Origin of the sequence: Rhodohalobacter sp. 614A, assembly GCF_021462415.1 — a bacterium.
Lineage (GTDB): Bacteria > Bacteroidota > Rhodothermia > Balneolales > Balneolaceae > Rhodohalobacter.
In genome coordinates this window covers 899513-919707 of record NZ_JAKEDS010000002.1, presented here as the reverse complement: position 1 = coordinate 919707, position 20195 = coordinate 899513, and the positions used below count along the sequence as shown (strand labels likewise).

Below are 20195 nucleotides of genomic sequence, written 5' to 3'. Positions count from 1 at the left end.
ACTGATCTTCACGTTACAAATTCATAAATCCCTAAGATAACAAAGTAAATATAGAATGTAATAAGGAATGTGTCAGATTCTAAGAATTATATGAAGCAGCTTTTTTGGATTATTTGATCAGAGTCATTTTTTGAGTTCGTGTCTGACCCGTACTCAATTCCAGCCTGAAGAGATAAATTCCACTTGTCAGCCCGGCAGCATTAAATGTCAGTGTGTGTTCTCCTGCATTAAATGGCTGATCATTTGAAAGAACGGCGATCTCCCTTCCCATGATATCATAAACAGCAGCACTTACTTCGGCCAGTTCATTCAGTTCAAATGGTATGGTCGTAGATGGATTAAACGGATTCGGATAATTTGGCCCAACCAGGAACTCTTCGGGAAGTTCCTCATAACGATCTTCAAAGTTTTTGGTGAAATCGAAGCGTGTCCAAACCGGGGCATGGTCAGAAGTTGTTGATTCAAAATTCTCAATATAATCAGTTGAAGCAACCATCTGTTCACCGTGCATATGAATATTCTTCAACACGTTGGTCACTATAATATGATCGATGAAGCTGTTATACTCTTCCGGAAGATATGTCTCAAATCCCTGTTCCTCCAGCGGCAGAGTCACCTTCAGATAATCATTATCTTCAACAAAAACTGAATAGGGAGATTCTCTTTCATCGAAGGTAGAAGTTGTAAGCATATCATTAAAATCTCCAAGCACAATTACACTCGCATTGTAGCGCGACCGATCCAGATATTCTTTCAGAGAATTGGCTGCATTCCTCCGTTGATTGTATGCATTCTGATCAGAGAAAGCTTTTGCATGAAGATTATAACTAAACACACGCAATGTTTGATTGGCGAGAGTTACATCAAATTCGAAAAAAAGCGGAAACCTTCCGCCAGCCCAGTTGTCTTCATTTTGTTGAGCTTTCAGTAACCCGGAATCGAGAGAATCAATGACGGAAGTTTTAAAAAGATAGGCTGTCTTTTGGGATTGAGCGTAAGAGGCGTAAAAACCATTGTAATTCTCCAGGCTGTCATCCAGTGCAAAAAAGAGTAGTTTATCAACAATTTCCTGGAATGCATAAAGATCGGCATCCATGGTTTTAACCACTTCAATCACATTGTTCATCTGCAGTTCAATATCCTCTGGACCATTGGTTTCACTGCCAAACCATTCAATGTTCCAGGTGACTACATCAAATGTACTGTCTTTCGGAATATCGCGAATGGACGCATCAACTATTTGGGCAGCAACAGATTCAACACAGAAAAGAGAAATGCAGATCAACAAAACATTTTTCAGAAGAATAGCCTGTGAACAGGAACGCTTTTGAGTCATAGTCTGAGATCAGTTGCAAAATACCATTTCTAACGGCATTCAAAGTACGGCAACCATCCTAAAAAGCATAAAAACAGTTTATAAAATTCTTCTCTTTTTGTTTTGATGCCAGCAGGATATATTCCATCCATCAAACCTGTTATAGAATTTGAAGGCTTTTTTATATGATTAATGAACCGTCTTTTCTCCCCAATCATGCAGGATGGATTGAAGTTGTTTGCGGTGGGATGTTTAGCGGAAAAACAGAAGAACTTATTCGTAGGGCAAGACGAGCTCACATTGCCGGGCAAAGCGTAATTATCGTTAAACCGGCTCTTGATAACCGCTATAGTGAATCGGAAGTTGTATCTCATAACGAAACCACCCTGCCGGGATTAACGGTTGATACGGCCGACCAGATTATTCTTTTAACTTCTTCTGCAAAAGTAGTTTGTATTGACGAAGCGCAGTTTTTCGATAACAGAATTGTAGAAGTTGCCAACACATTGGCAAATGACGGCAAACGGGTTATTATCGCAGGACTTGATATGGATTATGAAGGGAAACCGTTTGAGCCAATGCCTCAATTATTGGCGATTGCAGAATATGTTACGAAACTTCATGCCATTTGCGCAGAAAGCGGAATGATGGCAAATTTCTCTCAGCGAGTGGTGGAAAATGAAGACCAGGTTCTTGTGGGTGAAAAAGATGCTTATGAACCAAGAGCGCGGCACTGTTTTCGTCCGCCGGCCGATCAAAAACGCGGAAAGATCATCCCTCCTTTGACTCAAACTCAATTAGATTCAACCAACAAAGAAAACGACTAATGGATATTCTAAGAGGCGCTATTGGAATGGCCGCGATTATTGGTATCGCCGTTGCATTTAGTAACAATCGAAAAGCCATCAACTGGAAACTCGTGGGTACAGGTTTAGGTATTCAGTTTGTATTGGCGGTATTTATTTTAAAAGGATCTGTAATGGCTGAATTTTGGTCACCTTTGGGCTGGCCAAAAGCATTTTTCAGTTGGGTTTCCAGTTTCTTTGTGATTGTACTGGATTTCACCACTGCCGGAGCTGAATTTATTTTCGGAGATCTTGCGAAAAGTCCGGGAATGGAAGGAAGCCTTGGGAACTTTTTTGCATTCCAGGTCCTCCCTACTATCGTTTTCTTCGCCTCTCTGACCGCCATCCTTTATCATTATGGAATTCTGCAAAAAGTAGTAAGCTGGATGTCATCCGGCATGCAGAAACTGATGGGAACATCCGGAGCGGAATCTCTTTCGGTTGTAGCCAATATCTTTGTAGGCCAAACAGAATCCCCTCTTGTTATCAAACCGTACATCGAGAAGATGACAAAATCCGAGCTTCTCACAATTATGACAGGCGGCATGGCAACAATCGCAGGAGGAGTTATGGCTGCTTACGTACAGATGCTTGGAAATTCCTATAGCGCAGCACAAGGTGTTTCACTTGATGTTGGCCGATTAATGTTTGCCGAACAGCTTTTGGGAGCCAGTCTCATGGCCGCCCCCGCCGCTCTTGTCATTGCAAAAATACTTTTCCCGGAAACAAAAGAACCGGCAACAAAAGGAAATGTTAAACTGAGTATTGAAAAAACGGATGCCAACGGAATTGACGCGGCTGCAACGGGCGCAGGAACAGGGTTAAAACTGGCAGCAAATGTAGGCGCTATGTTATTGGCATTCATCGCATTACTGGCTATGTTCAATTATTTTTTAAGTGAACTAGGAAGCCTCGTCGGCCTTAATCAGATGCTTGGTTTTGAGTTAACAATTGAAACCCTTCTTGGATGGGTTATCGCTCCTATCGCATTTCTGGTTGGTGTTCCCTGGTCAGATGCGATCAATATGGGATCTTTGCTGGGGACAAAAGTTGTATTGAATGAATTTGTAGCCTATTTACAGCTTGCCGATATGGTTGAACAAAATATTCTGTCTCCAAAAACAGTTACGATGGCCACGTTTGCTCTTTGCGGGTTTGCCAACTTTTCATCCATTGCCATTCAAATTGGGGGAATTGGCGGCTTGGCTCCCAGCCGTAAATCAGAATTGGCTACTTTCGGCCTGCTCGCTGTGCTGGCAGGAACTCTTGCCAACCTCATGACCGCTACTATTGCCGGCATGCTTTTTTAACGATCACTTCTATAAGTACTATTCCGAACATGAGAACTTATCTCCTTTTTATAACAGGGCTTCTTCTTTTGATTGTATCTTCTTGCAAGAGCTCTGAGGAGCTTTCAAATCAAGATATCAATGAATCGGTTATCGCAACATTTGCTGATCAGACCGTTACAATGGATGAATTGAAAACCAATTTCTACAGAAACAGAAATCCGGAAATGGCCGACAGCTCTGAACTCCGTGAGTTTTTCCCAACTTATATTGACTTCAGATTAAAGCTCTATGAAGGATATCAACAGGGTTATGATCAGGATTCAACAGTACAGGCTGAATTTAATGATTATGCCTCCGATATCGCCATTCGCTATTGGATTGAGAATGACATTAAAAAAGAACGGGTTGAAACGTTTAAGAATAGGTTTAAGAATGAGATAAAAGCATTTCACATCCTCAAAGAGTTGCCACAGGATGCTCTGCCGCAAGATACCGCGGATGTGTATAATTCTCTCATCGCTGTACGGGATTCATTACTAAACGGCGCTTCGCCTGAAGAAATGAATGAGTTGCACTCTTCCAAACAAAATGGTAATTCTGTGGGAGGCCAACTTTCCTGGTTTACGGCTGGAAGTACTATCCAACCGTTTGAAGACACCGCTTACAGCCTGGAACCCGGAGAAATATCGATGCCTGTCCGTTCGCAGTTTGGATACCATGTAATCATGTTACAGGATATTCGTCCAAGAACTCCCCAAAGATTGGTGAAACATATTTTTGTAAGAAAAACAGATGAAACCGACGGCTCACTAAAGATTCAGCAGGCTTTTCAGGCTCTGGAATCAGACTCATCCTGGAACGATGTTCTTCAGGTTTATACCGAAGATCCTTCCACGAAAAACCGGGACGGACTTTTAGGTTGGGTCGGTTACGGCACACGATTTCCAGCCCAACTCATCGAAGCGGCAATGAGCACAAATCCCGACAGTGCTTATTCCGAGCCCTTTGAAGCCAGTTATGGATATCACATCATGAAAATAGACTCCGTACAAACCTTTGAAAATGAGGAACAGAAAGAGGAATTTGTTTTGGAACGGCTGGAGCAACTTGGCAGACTGGACCCTGATCGTGATGATGTTTATGAACGTATCGCAAATGAAAGTGACCTTAGAATTAACCGATCCGGATTTACCAATTTATCAGGACAAACAACGTCTTCGGATGAAGAACTGATTCATTTCAACGGTAAAAGTTATACGAATAATCACTTTCAAGAGTGGTTAAACCAAGAAGCTTCTGTGGATGAGGTTATGGAATCAGGTGATCTCGTGACTTCTTATCGAAATTCGATCATCGAAAAAAATCTCGTTGATGTTACGCGCCAATATTTCCCGGACTTTGCACAAGAAGTGGACCATTTCCTGAACGGGCTGATTGTTTTTGAAGTAAATGAAAATCATATCTGGAATCCCGAGTCTGCAAATCGCAGTGAACTAAGGGCATATTACGAATCCAACAAAAGTAATTACAAGAAAGAGAAAACATTTGTTTACACAGAAATTTATGCGCCGAGTGACAGTCTTATAAATAGTGTACATCAAAAGTTAAACGAAGGATTGGATATCCCTTCCATTTCAGAGAATATGGAAAATGTGGTTGTAAATCAGGATTCTACCAGTCATCCCCAAAATCCTGCTTACGCAACGCTCGAAAAATTAGACATTGGAGAATTTTCTGAACCGTTAACCGTTGATGACAGGGAATTCATATATGTATTGAATGAAACAAATCCGGAAAGAATGCTATCTTTTGATGAAGCGTTTGATAGAGTTTTTTCTGATTACCAATCAATCCATGAAGAAAATTTTCTTAACCAACTTAAAGAGCGGTATAACCTGGTAACATATCCTGACAACCTCCAATAACGGATGAAGAACACGTCTCTTCTTTTCATTTCTTTACTGATCTCAATGATTGCTGCCGGCTGTACGAGCAGAACACAATCTACCAGCAATTCTGTTATTGCATCCGTAGATGGAACGCATTTGTATCTTGAGGACGCAATGAACGAGATTCCCGAATTTGTATTTGAAGAGGATTCTGCTGGTGCGATTCAAACCTATGCCGAGCAGTGGATTCGAAAACAGGTTTCTCTTCAACATGCCGAACGTGTGGGGGTGAGCCAAACAGAGCAGTTTCGGGAGAAAATGGATCGTTTCTACGACCAGGTGCTGGAAGCTCAGTTAAAAGAATATATTTTGCAGGAAAATGAAGAAGAACTCGCCGTTACACTCGAAGAAGCACAAAATTATTACCAGGCCAACAAGGATCGCTTCATGCTCGATGAAACCTATATGCAATTTCGCCATCTTACAACCCGAACAAGAACGGAGGCCGACAACGCAAATCGCGAGATAGCGAATGGAGTACCGTGGGAAGATGTGGTAAGAGAATATAGCGTAGATCCGGATCTGCAATTGAGGCAATCATCCATGTACTGGCCCGAATCTCTTGCTGCGGCTGATATTCCTGCTTTGAATGAATATTTAAGTATCATGGGAATTACGGAGCGGTCTCCCATTCACTTTTATGAAGGACAATATCATTTTGTTCAGTTGATGGATATTAAGTCTGAAGGAGAATACCCGGAACTGGAGTGGCTGATTCCTCAAATCCAGGAATGGCTGACTCTGGAAAAATCCAGAAGAATAACAAATGCTTACATTCGAAATCTTTATCTTCAGGCGGAAGCGAATAATGAAATTGAATTGGCTGACGTTAGCGATATCAAAGCTATTCTATCTGAAAAATTCAAAAATCAATAATTACACAAACATTTTAATGAACATTTACTCGAAGGCATTAACATCTCTATTATTGCTTATCATATTCACAACGCCGCTGTTCGCTCAAAATTCCCAGGTGTCAGACAGAATTGTTGCGATTGTCAACGACCGTATTATTCTAAAATCTGACGTTGATAGCGAAGTGCAAAACTTTTTACGTCAGGCCCGGGTCGAAGGCCAGGATGTTGAGTTCAATAAAGAACTTTGGTACAGTGCACTCCAAAGCATGGTAGATAACTATGTTTTGCTTCAAAAAGCTCAGATTGATTCTGTTGTTGTTGGTGATGACGAAGTGAACCGAATGATGGACCAGCGAATTGAACAACTTACCAGGCAAGCGGGAAGTGAACAGGCGCTTGAAGATGCTTTCGGGCAAAGTATTATTGAAATTCGGGCTGAATTCAGAGAGCAGTTCCGGGATCAGTTAACTGCTCAGAGAGTTCAGCAGCAAAAAATGCAGCAGATTAATATTACACGGCCCGAAGTACTAAATTTCTTTGAACAAATACCCGATGGACAGGTTCCAATTATTCCGGAACAGGTTGCTATCTCGCAGATTGTTGCAATCCCTCCTCCTCTTGAAGACGCCAAACAAGCAGCTTACCAGCGTGCACAGGCGCTACGGGATTCTGTTACAACCGGTGGGAAAAATTTTGAGGAAATGGCTCGCAAATATAGTGACGGCCCAACGGGTCCCAGAGGCGGACTCCTTCCATTAATGCCGCTGGATGATCTTGTCGCTAATTATTCTGCGGCTGCATCTGCCCTTGAACCCGGAGGTATTTCCGAAGTTGTTGAAACTCAATTCGGCTTTCACGTCATTCGGTTAAATCGGCGGGTGGGCGACAATATTGAGACCAACCATATTCTTATTGAAGTTGATGAAGCCAGTGTAGATGAAGAATCAGCTATTGAAAAACTGACCGCATTACGCGATAGTGTTTTAAATCATGATAAATCATTCGCAGACTTGGCAAGACAATATTCCGAGGATGAAGAAACTGCATCTGTAGGCGGTAAAATTTATAATCCGCAAAATGCCAATCGGCTTATTTCGCTCGATCAGCTTGAGCCGGCTCTTTACAGAATTGTATTATTGTTGGATGAGGAAGGAGATATTTCTGAACCCAGGCCATACAATCCGAATAATCCAAATGTGAACAGGGCTTTTCGTATTGTCCGTTTGGATAGCCATATCCCACAACACCGCGCAAACCTTGAAACTGATTACGATCGTCTCCGGCAAGTGGCCCTGCAGCAAAAACAAAACAGAATTATGCGTCAATGGATCGACGATTTGAGAACAGAAGTTTATGTTGAATTCAAGATCCCAATGCCTGAAGATATTTCAACAGAAGCACAAATTTAGATTTATTTATGTATCAATCGATTCCTGAAGCGCCTGAAGAAGCAGCATCTTTTTTTAGTGACTCTTTTGCAAAAATAAAGAATGAGATTGCCAAAACGGTTGTCGGCCAGAAAGATGTTGTCGATCAACTTTTAATCTCTCTTTTCTCTCGCGGACATTGTGTTCTTGTCGGAGTACCGGGCCTTGCAAAAACTTTACTCATTCAGACACTTGCTGAAACGTTGAACCTCTCCTTCAGCCGAATTCAGTTTACTCCGGATTTAATGCCGGGCGATATTACAGGAACTGAAGTGATTGAGGATGATAAGGAAACAGGCAAAAAGGCGTTCAAGTTTATCAAAGGACCAATTTTTGCAAATATTGTATTGGCGGATGAGATCAACCGAACACCTCCGAAAACACAGGCTGCCTTGCTGGAAGGAATGCAGGAATATAACGTAACAGCTTCCGGGCAGACGTTTAACCTGGACCGGCCTTTCTTTGTTCTGGCTACACAAAATCCAATTGAACAGGAAGGAACCTATCCCCTGCCCGAAGCCCAGCTCGACCGTTTCATGTTTAACATCTGGCTGGATTATCCGCTTTTTGATGAAGAAAAACAGATTGTAAATCAAACTACTTCCCCGAGGGACGTAAAAATCAATTCGGTTTTGGAGAAAGACCAGATACTGGACATCCAGAAAATGGTTCGGGAAGTACCTCTTCCCGATCATGTTTTGGATAAAACAGTAAAACTCGTTACTCAGTCCAGGCCAAATACGGAACATGCTCCCGATTTTGTTAACAAATACCTCAGTTGGGGAGCCGGCCCGCGGGCTTCGCAATACCTGGTTTTGGGTGCCAAGACGAGAGCGTTGTCCCAAGGACGATACAATGTGGAAATGGAAGATATTGAAGCACTTGCCGTACCTGTTTTGCGACACAGAATAGTAACCAATTATGCTGCTGAAGCCGAAGGATTATCAACCGTTGATATCATCCACAAGTTGGCAAAAAACATTTAAAACTGGACTCATGAACTGCGCGTTTATACAGGGTTTTAGTCCGGTTTTTCCGATTTTGGCCATTGTACTGCTCGCGCTTGTCTCTTTCTTTTTAGCCTGGTGGAGTTACCAGCACCTTTCCTCCGTTCCTCAGCTAAAACGCTATACACTTATTACGCTGAGGGCCGCTTCACTTTTCATTTTGCTGTTGTTACTTCTCAATCCCTTTTTCGTGCGGCAAAACTCAGACTCTGACAATCCACGAATAGCTGTATTTATTGATAACAGTCAAAGTCTTTCAGTAGAGCGCGGAGAGTACTCAGGTCTGGAATCCTATTCAAACATTATTGCACAGTTCAGGAGTTCGGAAAGCAGTGAATTCGAATACGATTATTTTTTGTTTGATGATGAGGTTTCTTCTTTTGATGAGGTTACAGTTGATGGATTTCGTACCAACTTAAATTCACTTATTGAATTTATTCGTGAGCGCGAAACGAATTATCGGGCCTCCGTTATATTCTCAGACGGAATTCTTACAAATGGACGAAACCCGGTTTTTGCAGCTCAAAATTTATCGATACCTCTCATTACTGTGCCTGTTGGAGATACCACGGCCGTTCGTGATATTGCCATTTCAAATGTTGATTTCATTCAGACGGTCTATACACAAACCCGTCAGACTTTTACGGCCGAAATTCAGCAACAAGGTTTTGAAGGAGAAGAAACAACTGTACAATTATTTAAAGACGGCGAATTAACTGAGACGCATTCCCTTACATTCAGCGCAGAAACAAGCAGCCAAATAGTCGAATTTCAACAAGAGTTTACAGAAGCCGGTTTTTTTGATTTTGAGATTCGGATTCCACCAAAAGACGGTGAATTCACCGAACAAAATAATCAGTCGCAATTTACCATCGAGGTGTTGGAGGATAAAACAAATATTCTATCCCTTGCCTTCGAAATTCATCCTGATATCGGTTCAATCCGAAGACTGATTGCTACGGATCAGCAGAATGAATTGTTCAGTTCAACTTATCTGGGAAATAATCGGTTTGTGGGAAGTAATCCACAGCAATTGAATGAAGATATGGATTTAATTGTGCTGCATGGACTTCCGGCAATAAATTCATCTTTGTTTGAATGGTTGAACAATCAACAAGTACCGATTCTCTATATAGCAGCTCCCAATACATTCAGAATTTTGATGAGCAATCAAATAACTCAACTGACTGCAAGTTATTTGTCATCTATTGGGAACCAGCAAATTGATGTACAGCTAGAACCCTTTCAATCCTCGGTATCACATCCTGTGCTGGAACTACAATCAGCCGGAATTCAGCGATTTCCAACATTGCAAACATATCGCGGCCAATATCAATCCTCTTCTTTATCCCAAACTTTGTTAACCGCAAATTACAGAAGTATTCAATCGGGGCTTCCTGTTTTAATAGTGGAAGACGCCTCAACAAGCAGGCGAGCATCCGTAACCGCATATGGCTGGTACAGATTTGAACAAAGCCAGAATCCGGAAACACGGCAATTTTTCGAACAATTATTTACCAATCTGATATCCTGGACTTCAACGTCTCCCGATCGCGAAAACCTGATCATTGAACCTGCAAAAAGTATTTTTTCCGAGAATGAACCTGTTGAAATAAGAGGCACTTTGTTTAACGAACGAGGTGAACCCGAGCCGGATGCCATCATTGAACTTGATGTAAATTATGAAGACCGTGATGAAGAGAGCAGTGTATACAGAATGACTCATCGACAAAATGAATCGTATTCAGCTGATATCGGTAATTATCCCCAGGGAATCTATCGTGTGGAAGCCACTGCTACTAAAAACAATCGAACGATCGGAACGGCCGAAACACGGGTCAGGGTCAGTCAATCTTCTGCAGAGTTTCTAAATACAAAACGAAATGACGAATTACTTCGCAGGTTATCGGAATTTACGGAAGGTATTTTTCTTCAAGACTATGACATGAACCGGCTGAATGATTTTCTGCAGGACAGTGAAAGTGTACAGATATCGGAAGAAATCAGTGAAGAGTTGGTTTTCATTCATCATTCAGCAATTTGGTTCTTTGTAGTTTTGTTTCTTCTCTCTGTTGAATGGATTCTCCGAAGATCTGTATCCCTGCCATAAAAAAAGCCGCCCCGAATGTGTATCAGGACGGCTTTAGATCTGTTTAAAACTTTATTGTCTACGCTTTGGATTCACCACTTTTCCTGGTGAGAAGAAGTACGATCAAGCCGATGATCACAGCTATACTTACAATCAACAAAATAAATGTAAGATTGGAAGTAGGCATAGCTTCGTCTCTCCAATCATCAAGCTTCATATCAATCGCTGAAATTTGAGATTGAGAAAGAATATCACCTTCAATAAACATTTCTCCCCATTCGGCTTTCACCGTGTTTGACCAGAAGTTGTTGAACTCGCGATACACATCGTAGTCTTCTTCGCTGTTACGTTCAACGCTGGTCTCGATGGAGCCATCCAGGTAGCTGTTTAAAGCATTAAAGAACTCTTCAGAAGAATTGAATTCAGCTAACTCAACTCCATTTTCGCTGAAAGAAGTTCGAATGGATCCCCAGAGATTATTGGTGATGGATGATTGCCAGGCTGTAAGAAGTTGATCAACTTCTTCTTGTGTTTGAGCAGGATTTTCAGGAGCAAACGTATTTACCAACTGCTCGCCGATACTATCCCAAACTTCCACAAAATATCCATGCTGAGCTTTCATCGAAACGTAATCGGGTGCCATCAAAGCGGAGGATTGATCCATCATATTGATGTATTCGTTGATTACATTTTTGATAACATCAATCGGATTTTCTTCAAGTCGGCCGGCAGCTTCAGAAATTTCCTGCTGCTGGGCACTATCCATTGATTGATATTTTGAAAGCAATTCGCCAAGGAAATTGGAAACGAAGAGGTTTCGCTCTTCAATATTCTCACGATACTGGCGAATTAAAGAAGCCTGGCGAGCTTCATTTTCAGTAGATGCATCAATTTGCTGTTGAAGCGTTGTCCGTTCATCACTTAATTGATCCAGACGAGACTTCACTCCTTCCATTTCGGTTTCAAGATCTTCAATCTGATCATTCAGATCCTCAATGGTCGAGATGCTTTCTACGGCAGATGCATGAGTTTGGCGTAATGTGGAAATTGCGCCATCAAATGAATCAGGATTGCTGGAAGCATCAATTAAATCGGCATGTTGCTCGTATTCATCTTCCAGATCATTGATCGCCTCTTCAATCTCCTCTAACGCTTCCGTTGTAGTAGCCTGGTCGATTCGTTCAAGAAGTTCATTGTATTCTGTTCTGAAATCCTGCTGAATCTGATAGTCAGACTGCTGGGCAACGGCAGCCATTCCTGTAAAAAGTGTCAGTACAACAAAAAGTGTAAACTGTTTGATTAAAGTATTCATTCTGAGTCCTCTTCTTCTTGTATTCCTTCATGGTTTAATCTGTACGTTTCACCATTTGCAAGATCTACCAATTCAATAAAGTCCTCACGTTGGTTAAACGCTGGTTCACTTAAACCTGTCTCAAATTCAATCGTATTTTTGAGCTTCAATTCACTCTCAGCCGGCGAAAAAACATAGACATTGCTAAAGCCATTTGCGGTCACAAAATAGTAACCTGCAGTATTCCGGATGAGCCGAATTTCATCTACAGATGTTGTGCCTTCTTCTTCTAAAATAGGTGCGATTGAGAAATCAATAGCGTAGCGATCATCGTGAACCATGTTATCGCTGTCCGGTTCGAGAACACTCTCAATCGGATGTGCGTAATCAACATTTTGAATCACGAGTGATGGTCCGCAAGAAATAATCCCAAGCATTAAAACCACACCCATAAAAAGTGTAAGTAGTTGTTTTTGTACCATAGTAATAAATGAATTAAGGGTTCAGTGGTTAGATGATGAATTAAAATTTTTGTTCCATCAAACTGAAAGTAATGCGAAACAAGGCGCTACAGCTTCCAGCTTAGAACTTCCCTGAAGTGCTTTAATTTCCATAACAAACGAATATCCAACGATCTGGCCTCCTAACTTCTGGATTAATTCGGTGGCAGCTTTTGCGGTTCCACCCGTGGCAATCAAATCGTCATGAATGACTACTTTGGCACCGGGTTTGATCGCATCCTGGTGAATTTCAAGTGAATCCGTTCCGTACTCCAATTCATATTCCACTTTTTCAGTTTCTGCCGGAAGTTTGTTTGGTTTTCGAATGGGGATAAAACCGGCATGAAGATCTTGGGCAAGATTCGTTCCGAATAAAAATCCTCTCGACTCCAAACCGGCAACGTGATCTACTTCCATTCCCCGAAAAGGATTTGCCAACAGCATTGAAGTTAATTCCAGAAGGTGTTTATCATTTAATAAGGGAGTAATATCTTTAAAAACAATTCCCGGTTTGGGAAAGTCTTTTATGGATCGGATATTCTCGAGTAGTAATCCTTTTATTGACTTCTCAACATTAGAAATTGGTGGCATTTTATTTGTGACCCGGATTAGTGAACGTAGCTATAGCAGAAACTTAACATTTTTCTTGTCGAATGTTTAACGGAAAAAATATTCATCAAAATTATATGATGCAGGCTTTTCGGCTTGCAGAAACCGCTTATGAAAAAGGAGAAATCCCCGTTGGTGCGGTGGTCGTCCACGAAAACAGCATTATTGGAAAGGGATATAACCAAGTGGAAATGCTTCAGGATTCTACGGCCCATGCTGAAATGATTGCGACTTCCGCCGCTTGCTCCACTCTTCAAAATAAATACCTGCACGATTGTACGCTTTACGTAACTCTTGAACCTTGTCCCATGTGTGCCGGGGCACTGGTGTGGACCAAAATCAAACGAATTGTCTTTGGGGCTATGGATGAAAAAGCTGGTGCCTGCGGAACGGTTTTTAATATCTCATCCAATAATAAACTCAATCACAATATTGAAGTGATCCAGGGCGTGATGGAAGCGGATTGTCAGTATTTACTTCAGGAGTTTTTTAAATCGAAGAGATAAAACACTTCTATTTTCCCAGATACTTTTCCCGGAAACGATGATATTTCACAACAATTTTGCGTCGTCCGTTTGGCGTTGAAACCATTATAATTCCCTTTATTGCCAGATAAATAGTCCCCAAAATAATGGGTATCAGCCATAAAGCGTATTCTTGATACGTAGCCATGTATGAAATCATTGGCTGGCCGATGAGTGCAGAAATACCAACCAATAGCGGAGCCCAGATCATCATTGAAATCACAAAATAAAGCAGGAAGAAAGAAAACTTTACTCGAATCATCCCTGAAACCAGGTAAACCGGCAAGCGGGTGCCTGGCAAAAAACGTGTGGCAAAAATAATCTCAACTCCTCTCATTCGGTACATCTGTTCAGCCCTTACAATGTCTTCTTCTTTGATAAACCACCGGAATGGAATCCATTGCAGGATTGGGTTTCCAATCCACTTGCCCAGGAAATAGAGGATGACATCGGCACCTAAAACGCCAATACAAGCGCCCAAAACCGCAAACCAGAAATCAATGATGCCGCTGGCAACCAGTAATCCACCTGCAATACAAGCGAGATCTTCGCTGATTAAGGATATCAGCGCAAGCAGAAAAAGAATAATTATTAGCGTCCAGCCGCCAATTGTGGCAAATTTATCCGCATCAAATGGTTCCTGGGAAGCTTCCAGGCGGCTGATTATCGCTTCATCTCTTCCAATAGCCATTCCATCGTGTACAATATTCACAAAATCAATAATCTGCTGATTCCAAACTCCGGGTGTTTTTCGGGTTGTAAGATGATCTCCATCAGCCAAAAACAGCGAACTATGCGGCACAAGCCGGTGGATTTCTTCAGCAATTGACAGAGATACATATCGATCTTTGATAGGCTGTAAAATATGCACTGGTATTTCAATTCTTTGGAGCTGATCCCGAACCGGCCGCTGATCTAAAGCAATGAGCGTATTAGCAAAATTGAAATCTACGGGCTGTTCGTAATACCAGCCCATATGAGGAACCAAATATTTAAAAACCGTCACAACAGGATATAGCGTTGAATAAAGTGATCTGTTAATGATATGATTCCCCAAAAATTGCAGTTCCTGCGGACCATACGATGATAACAGAACCAAACTTTGATATTGGGTTTGAGTGGAATCAGATACCAGGTCTATCGCGATAAGTCCGCCATACCCATGCCCCAGTAAATGAACATTTTCAAGATTGAGGGAATCAACCAAGCTATCAATAAAGCGTGCACGGCTTTGCACAGAATGGCTTACAGATACATTATTTGTTGTAACCTGAGGATATTCAGGAATGATCACATTCAAAGAATCATCAAGCATTCGAGCCAGCGGTAACAAAAATTCCTGCCCGCCAAAAAGATCAGGAAGAAGAATGATGGACTGATCTGATTCTGAATTTGCGAGATAAAGAAACTGATGATCAATTCTCTTGCCATTATCCACAATAACCTGAGCTTCCTGGTACCGATTGGGTTTGTCAGATGTAGGAAAATAGATTTGAATGATCCATGACAGAAGAAGTGCTCCGGCATAGATTATGCAAAAAATCTTTATGGTTTTTAAGAGATTATGAGTCAATTTTCTTTTTTCAATGGATTCAAGATAATATCCATAATCAATTGGGTGTCATTGGATTAAATACAGATTTGACTTCTTTATGAAGTTCCGCTGCCAATACTTTTCTATCCTCTTTCCTGATGCTTTTTTCTCCGAAGGTGACCTCGGCGGTAATAGACCGGTTAGACGCCAAACCGATTAAATGCTGAAACATGCTGATATCCTGCCACCAAGCTACAGAGTCGCGAGCCGGTACATCTTTCTCGCTTGTTTGATATCGAATGGCGGCGTAATGAACCTGTAATCCTTCGATAGCCGGATGTTGCAACAGCGAAGGCCTGAAAGGCATTATATCATCACCGGCGGAGGTTTTGCCTTCAGGGAAAAGTACTACTCCCTGTCTGTCATTTATTTTGTTTGAAATGACTGTGTTTACTCTTTGGACATCACGTTTTCTATTTCTGTCAATAAAAATGATTCCAAGCGACCGTGCCATCAATCCCACAATCGGCCAATTCTTAATCTCTGCTTTAGATACAAATGTTGTTTTCAAACAATAGTAATAAACCGGAATATCGATATAGCTTAAATGATTACTGACAAGAAAAAATGGCGGCTCAGGTGGTGTGCCTTTCATTTCAACCTTTACGCCGAGAGAAGTTAATGCAAGTTTGCCCCATAATTTCAGGCATTTATTTCTCCAGGGTTCGTATCGCCCTTTAAAAATCCTGATGAATAACAAACCAATGGCATAAATCGTATAGACCAAACCCGTGGATAGAATGCACAAAAAAGATTTGATGACTGCTGTAATTTTCCTCATTCCAAACGCATTTCCTGTATGATAGAAAAAGTAAAGAAACCAAATTTGTAACTTTTTGTCATGCAGAATGTAAGCTATTAAAATTATCGAATTGTTTATTCGTTTAAATAGTTATGATAAAATTTTCGCCACAATTCACTTATCTTGTCCTTTCACGTACGGAAAAGGACATATCTGACTGCACATTTTAGAAATGCTTTTTACAAAGAAATATCTCAATTCACCCGAAAAAGACTGGGTTGTTTTTATACACGGTGCGGGTGGCTCTTCAGCCATTTGGTTCAAGCAGGTGAAGGCTTACAGCGAAGAATTCAATGTTCTTCTGGTGGATTTACGCGGGCATGGAAAATCCAAAGAGATGAGTTCTCTTGAGGCATATTATAAAGAGAAATATACGTTTAAAACCGTCAGTAAAGATGTTGTAGATACGCTCAATAAAAATGGTATTAATCGGGCTCATTTTGTGGGGGTTTCACTTGGAACAATCATCATCAGAACAATTGCAGAAATGGAACCCGACCGTGTAATTTCTGCGGTGATGTGCGGAGCTATAACGCGTCTTAACATTCGATCGAGAATTTTGGTTTGGCTGGGACATACCTTCAAAAAAATAGTTCCATTTATGTGGCTTTACAGGCTTTTCGCATGGATCATTATGCCGAAAAAAAATCACGAAGAGTCACGCCTTCTTTTTGTGAGGGAAGCTAAAAGCCTGGCTCGTAAGGAGTTCTTAAAATGGTTTCGGTTGACGTATGATGTGAATCCGCTTTTGAGGCATTTTAAAGAAAAAGAGATGGAAGCGCCCACACTTTACGTCATGGGAGAGGAAGATCATATGTTCCTCCCTCCTGTCAAAAAGATGATCCAGGAGTTTGATCACTCTTATCTAACCATTATTGAAGGAAGCGGACACGTGGTAAACGTTGAAAGGCCGGATGAGTTTAACGATGTATCCCTCGAGTTTCTTGTCAATCACAAACGGTATCTTCAACAGTCTGCCTGAGTTGGGATTGATAACATAATCTTCTCAAAATTGCAGTTCTCTATGATTTGCCATTGCGAGTGCAACAAAGCCCCCGAAGGGATGCCTTTGGCACAATCTCTTTGTAATCATCGCTTGAAAATCGCCACACTTCATTCATTTCTTTCGCAATGATATTATCTCATTTTCAGCTTTCGAAATTTGTTCAAATTATCAATGGATGTTGCTTTCTCATCATGAATATTTTCAAGATATTGAACCACTTATTTAAATTAACAGATGTAAAATGATTGTACCGATTGCAAGTGATCACGCCGGTTTCGAAGCAAAAGAGATTACCAAAAAGATTCTCAAGAAAATGGGACACATGCCAATAGATTTTGGTACCCATTCCAAAGACTCGGTTGATTACCCTGATTTTGCAATCCAGGTGGCTGAAAAGATTAATTCCGGTGAGCACGACTCCGGCATATTATTGTGTGGCAGTGGACAGGGAATGTGCATGACCGCTAATAAATTCAATAAGGTTCGTGCGGCTTTGGTTTATTCACCTGAAGTTGCTAAACTCTCGCGGCAACATAACAATGCCAATATCATTTGCATACCCGGCAGGGAGTTGAATGAAGAAGAAATTGAAAAGATACTTACCGCTTGGTTCACTTCAGATTTTGAAGGCGGCCGGCACGAACGCAGAATCAATAAAATTCAATCAGTAATTGAGCAAAAATAGTCTATGGATGTATTGAAAAACCAGGATCCTGAACTCTACGCATATATTCAGCAGGAAACTGAAAGAGAAAACAACAACTTTGAACTCATTGCATCCGAAAATTTTGTGTCCCGCGCTGTAATCTCGGCAATGGGTACCGTGCTTACCAATAAATATGCAGAAGGCTATCCGGGAAAACGATATTACGGTGGCTGCGAACATGTAGACAAAATTGAAGATCTGGCCCGTGAACGTGCAAAAAAATTGTTTGATGCCGATTGGGTGAATGTACAGCCGCACTCGGGAGCATCAGCCAATGCTGCTGTTTACCTGGCTTTTATGAATCCCGGCGATACACTTTTAGGATTGGATCTTTCGCATGGAGGCCACCTTACACATGGTTCACCGGTAAATTTTTCCGGCATCCAATATCATCCGGAATTCTATGGAGTTGAAAAAGATACAGGCAGAATTGACCTGGACAAAGTTCGGGATAAGGCAAAAGCAGTGAAACCGAAAATGATATCTATTGGAGCCAGTGCTTATCCACGGGATTTTGATTACCAGGCTTTCCGCGACATTGCCGATGAAGTAGGAGCCTTTTTATGGATGGATATGGCTCACACCGCAGGCCTTATAGCAACCGATCTTTTGAATGATCCTCTGCCCTACTGTGATGTAGTTTCAACTACCACACACAAAACACTTCGAGGCCCAAGAGGCGGAATGATCCTGGTTGGAAACGACGGAGAAAATAAACTGGGAGTTACCGCCAGAAAATCAGGACGTGTGAAAAACACCAGCGAAGTTTTAGACTCCGCTGTATTCCCTGGATCGCAAGGCGGACCTTTAATGCATGTGATCGCAGCAAAAGCTGTAGCCTTTGGTGAAGCATTACAACCCGAGTTCAAAGAATATCAGCAGCAAATTCAAAAAAATGCCAAACACATGGCCGATGAGTTTAAGAATCTCGGTTATAATTTAGTGAGTGATGGTACGGATAATCACTTGATTCTGGTTGATTTGAGGAATAAGAATCTAACAGGAAAAATTGCAGAAGAGTCGTTGGACAAAGCAGGAATCACCGTTAATAAAAACATGGTTCCTTTTGATACGGAAAGTCCGTTTGTAACATCGGGAATCCGTTTGGGATCGCCTGCGCTCACAACCCGTGGTTTTAAAGAACAACAATTCTCTGATGTGGTGAAATTGATTGACACCGTTCTTCAAAATCCCAATAATGAATCCACGCTCGAAACCGTTAAACAAGAGGTTCAGGCAATCTGCAAAGAATTTCCACTCTATGATTTCGTTGAGGCATAAGGAGCACAATTTTTATAAATGAACAGACGGTATATTGCTACGATTTTGATATCTTTCGGATTAGTTTTTTTACTGCGTATGTACAATCGAAAATCGTACAGCAAATCCATCAGTTTATTTTTTACGAGCAGGTTTGAGGATAAATGAGCGAATCTACAGACAGTTCCAATAGAAGTATAATGGGCGCTATTCTTCCCAAGGCGCAGCCTCCAAAAAAAGATCCAACCGCATCAATGTCTTTCCTGGATCATCTTGAAGAGCTTCGATGGAGAATTTTAAAAGGTCTTGCCGGGGTTGTGGGTGGTGTTGTTATCGCTTTTATTTTTTCTGATTTTTTTATCAATGAGTTCATCCTCGGTCCGGCAAAAACGGACTTTTTCATGTACCGGATTATGCCCATTGAACCAGTAGCACTCGAACTGATTTCGAGACGCCTTCCGGGACAGTTTTTCACCTACTGGGGAACACTAATCATTATTGGCATCATTATCGGCGCTCCTCTCTTTATTTACCAGTTGTGGGCGTTTATAGAACCAGCACTTGAATCCGGTGAAAAGCTCAAGACCTTTTTCAATTCCATGTTCATCACCTTTTTCTTTTTGCTTGGTGTTGCTTTTGGTTATCTGATTCTTGTTCCTTTTGCCGTTCAGTTTTTTACCCAATTTGTGATTGCAGACTTCATTTCCAACGAGTTTGATATCAATGAATACTTTACATCCGTTGCCGTTTGGACACTGGCTTGCGGTGTAATCTTCCAGTTACCGGTAATCAGTTGGTTTCTCTCAAAAGTTGGATTGGTGAATCCTGAAGCAATGAGAAAATTCCGCCGGCACGCTATTGTTGGCGCACTGATACTTGCTGCTTTTTTAACTCCGCCAGACCCTGTTTCCCAGGTAATGATTGCGGTGCCGATTATTCTTCTGTATCAACTTTCTATCTTACTTAGCAGAATTGCCAGCAGAAAACGCAAGAAAGACATGGAAGCTGCGTTCACTAATGAGTCTTAGGATTCATCCGAAATCAAATGTTAATGTTTCTTTTTAAACAGTCAGTAAATACTGCTATTTTTGATGACTAATCAGAAATCGAATTAAAGAAACC

Annotated in this window: 18 protein-coding genes; 12 read left to right on the top strand and 6 right to left on the bottom strand. The window is 41.4% G+C overall.

Annotated elements, in window-relative coordinates:
* Nucleotides 1-109: 109 nt before the first annotated feature.
* Nucleotides 110-1336, bottom strand: a complete 1227-nt coding sequence (locus L0B18_RS12675) for an endonuclease/exonuclease/phosphatase family protein (RefSeq protein ID WP_234572155.1) — start codon at nucleotides 1334-1336, stop codon at nucleotides 110-112.
* 164 nt (nucleotides 1337-1500) lie between these two features.
* Between L0B18_RS12675 and L0B18_RS12670 the strand changes: the two genes are divergently transcribed.
* From L0B18_RS12670 to L0B18_RS12640, 7 genes are read left to right on the top strand one after another with little or no spacing between them, the layout of a single operon-like run.
* Nucleotides 1501-2142 (top strand): thymidine kinase, encoded by a 642-nt coding sequence (locus tag L0B18_RS12670; RefSeq protein ID WP_234572154.1) that lies wholly within the window; start codon nucleotides 1501-1503, stop codon nucleotides 2140-2142.
* Nucleotides 2142-3470, top strand: a complete 1329-nt coding sequence (locus L0B18_RS12665) for a NupC/NupG family nucleoside CNT transporter (protein ID WP_234572153.1) — start codon at nucleotides 2142-2144, stop codon at nucleotides 3468-3470. The genes L0B18_RS12670 and L0B18_RS12665 overlap by 1 nt, the downstream gene beginning before the upstream one ends.
* Before the next feature lie 29 nt (nucleotides 3471-3499).
* A complete protein-coding gene (locus L0B18_RS12660) occupies nucleotides 3500-5377 on the top strand; it encodes a peptidylprolyl isomerase (protein ID WP_234572152.1) in 1878 nt (625 codons plus the stop codon).
* Nucleotides 5378-5380: 3 nt separating this feature from the next.
* Nucleotides 5381-6277 (top strand): peptidyl-prolyl cis-trans isomerase, encoded by an 897-nt coding sequence (locus L0B18_RS12655; protein ID WP_234572151.1) that lies wholly within the window; start codon nucleotides 5381-5383, stop codon nucleotides 6275-6277.
* Nucleotides 6278-6329: 52 nt separating this feature from the next.
* On the top strand, nucleotides 6330-7667 hold the full coding sequence (locus L0B18_RS12650) for a peptidylprolyl isomerase (RefSeq protein WP_234572150.1): 1338 nt from the start codon (nucleotides 6330-6332) through the stop codon (nucleotides 7665-7667).
* An 8-nt stretch (nucleotides 7668-7675) separates the two neighbouring features.
* Complete coding sequence (locus L0B18_RS12645; protein WP_234572149.1) at nucleotides 7676-8671, top strand: AAA family ATPase; 996 nt, start codon at nucleotides 7676-7678, stop codon at nucleotides 8669-8671.
* Nucleotides 8672-8681: 10 nt separating this feature from the next.
* Nucleotides 8682-10802 carry a hypothetical protein gene (locus L0B18_RS12640; protein WP_234572148.1) on the top strand — a complete coding sequence of 707 codons (2121 nt, stop codon included), beginning with the start codon at nucleotides 8682-8684 and terminating at the stop codon, nucleotides 10800-10802.
* 58 nt (nucleotides 10803-10860) lie between these two features.
* On the opposite strand, the gene L0B18_RS12635 is transcribed toward L0B18_RS12640, so the two are convergent.
* Genes L0B18_RS12635 through L0B18_RS12625 form a run of 3 tightly spaced genes read right to left on the bottom strand, consistent with a single transcriptional unit; the run spans nucleotide 10861 to nucleotide 13163 of the window.
* Nucleotides 10861-12093: a hypothetical protein gene (locus L0B18_RS12635; RefSeq protein WP_234572147.1), complete on the bottom strand. Its 1233-nt coding sequence runs from the start codon at nucleotides 12091-12093 to the stop codon at nucleotides 10861-10863.
* Nucleotides 12090-12554, bottom strand: a complete 465-nt coding sequence (locus L0B18_RS12630; protein ID WP_234572146.1) for a hypothetical protein — start codon at nucleotides 12552-12554, stop codon at nucleotides 12090-12092. The genes L0B18_RS12635 and L0B18_RS12630 overlap by 4 nt, the downstream gene beginning before the upstream one ends.
* A gap of 57 nt (nucleotides 12555-12611) precedes the next feature.
* Nucleotides 12612-13163 (bottom strand): adenine phosphoribosyltransferase, encoded by a 552-nt coding sequence (locus tag L0B18_RS12625; RefSeq protein ID WP_234572145.1) that lies wholly within the window; start codon nucleotides 13161-13163, stop codon nucleotides 12612-12614.
* 62 nt (nucleotides 13164-13225) lie between these two features.
* On the opposite strand from L0B18_RS12625, the gene tadA reads away from it, so the two are divergent.
* Nucleotides 13226-13687: a tRNA adenosine(34) deaminase TadA gene (tadA, locus tag L0B18_RS12620; RefSeq protein WP_234572144.1), complete on the top strand. Its 462-nt coding sequence runs from the start codon at nucleotides 13226-13228 to the stop codon at nucleotides 13685-13687.
* Nucleotides 13688-13694: 7 nt separating this feature from the next.
* On the opposite strand, the gene L0B18_RS12615 is transcribed toward tadA, so the two are convergent.
* On the bottom strand, nucleotides 13695-15278 hold the full coding sequence (locus tag L0B18_RS12615; protein WP_234572143.1) for a VTT domain-containing protein: 1584 nt from the start codon (nucleotides 15276-15278) through the stop codon (nucleotides 13695-13697).
* 37 nt (nucleotides 15279-15315) lie between these two features.
* A complete protein-coding gene (locus L0B18_RS12610; RefSeq protein WP_234572142.1) occupies nucleotides 15316-16080 on the bottom strand; it encodes a lysophospholipid acyltransferase family protein in 765 nt (254 codons plus the stop codon).
* A gap of 193 nt (nucleotides 16081-16273) precedes the next feature.
* Between L0B18_RS12610 and L0B18_RS12605 the strand changes: the two genes are divergently transcribed.
* From L0B18_RS12605 to tatC, 4 genes are all read left to right on the top strand, one after another.
* Entirely contained in the window at nucleotides 16274-17083 is an 810-nt protein-coding gene (locus L0B18_RS12605) for an alpha/beta fold hydrolase (protein WP_234572141.1), read from the top strand.
* A gap of 265 nt (nucleotides 17084-17348) precedes the next feature.
* Nucleotides 17349-17792, top strand: a complete 444-nt coding sequence (rpiB, locus tag L0B18_RS12600) for a ribose 5-phosphate isomerase B (RefSeq protein ID WP_234572140.1) — start codon at nucleotides 17349-17351, stop codon at nucleotides 17790-17792.
* Nucleotides 17793-17795: 3 nt separating this feature from the next.
* Nucleotides 17796-19094 (top strand): serine hydroxymethyltransferase, encoded by a 1299-nt coding sequence (glyA, locus tag L0B18_RS12595; protein ID WP_234572139.1) that lies wholly within the window; start codon nucleotides 17796-17798, stop codon nucleotides 19092-19094.
* A gap of 143 nt (nucleotides 19095-19237) precedes the next feature.
* Complete coding sequence (tatC, locus tag L0B18_RS12590; protein WP_234572138.1) at nucleotides 19238-20101, top strand: twin-arginine translocase subunit TatC; 864 nt, start codon at nucleotides 19238-19240, stop codon at nucleotides 20099-20101.
* Nucleotides 20102-20195 lie beyond the last annotated feature (94 nt).

Excerpts from the sequence above, each read along its gene's own strand:
- L0B18_RS12675 (WP_234572155.1), bottom strand. The coding sequence starts at position 1,336 with ATGACTCAAAAGCGTTCCTGTTCACAGGCTATTCTTCTGAAAAATGTT.
- L0B18_RS12670 (WP_234572154.1), top strand. The coding sequence starts at position 1,501 with ATGATTAATGAACCGTCTTTTCTCCCCAATCATGCAGGATGGATTGAA.
- L0B18_RS12665 (WP_234572153.1), top strand. The coding sequence starts at position 2,142 with ATGGATATTCTAAGAGGCGCTATTGGAATGGCCGCGATTATTGGTATC.
- L0B18_RS12660 (WP_234572152.1), top strand. The coding sequence starts at position 3,500 with ATGAGAACTTATCTCCTTTTTATAACAGGGCTTCTTCTTTTGATTGTA.
- L0B18_RS12655 (WP_234572151.1), top strand. The coding sequence starts at position 5,381 with ATGAAGAACACGTCTCTTCTTTTCATTTCTTTACTGATCTCAATGATT.
- L0B18_RS12645 (WP_234572149.1), top strand. The coding sequence starts at position 7,676 with ATGTATCAATCGATTCCTGAAGCGCCTGAAGAAGCAGCATCTTTTTTT.
- L0B18_RS12640 (WP_234572148.1), top strand. The coding sequence starts at position 8,682 with ATGAACTGCGCGTTTATACAGGGTTTTAGTCCGGTTTTTCCGATTTTG.
- L0B18_RS12635 (WP_234572147.1), bottom strand. The coding sequence starts at position 12,093 with ATGAATACTTTAATCAAACAGTTTACACTTTTTGTTGTACTGACACTT.
- L0B18_RS12630 (WP_234572146.1), bottom strand. The coding sequence starts at position 12,554 with ATGGTACAAAAACAACTACTTACACTTTTTATGGGTGTGGTTTTAATG.
- L0B18_RS12625 (WP_234572145.1), bottom strand. The coding sequence starts at position 13,163 with ATGCCACCAATTTCTAATGTTGAGAAGTCAATAAAAGGATTACTACTC.
- tadA (WP_234572144.1), top strand. The coding sequence starts at position 13,226 with ATGTTTAACGGAAAAAATATTCATCAAAATTATATGATGCAGGCTTTT.
- L0B18_RS12610 (WP_234572142.1), bottom strand. The coding sequence starts at position 16,080 with ATGAGGAAAATTACAGCAGTCATCAAATCTTTTTTGTGCATTCTATCC.
- L0B18_RS12605 (WP_234572141.1), top strand. The coding sequence starts at position 16,274 with ATGCTTTTTACAAAGAAATATCTCAATTCACCCGAAAAAGACTGGGTT.
- rpiB (WP_234572140.1), top strand. The coding sequence starts at position 17,349 with ATGATTGTACCGATTGCAAGTGATCACGCCGGTTTCGAAGCAAAAGAG.
- glyA (WP_234572139.1), top strand. The coding sequence starts at position 17,796 with ATGGATGTATTGAAAAACCAGGATCCTGAACTCTACGCATATATTCAG.
- tatC (WP_234572138.1), top strand. The coding sequence starts at position 19,238 with ATGAGCGAATCTACAGACAGTTCCAATAGAAGTATAATGGGCGCTATT.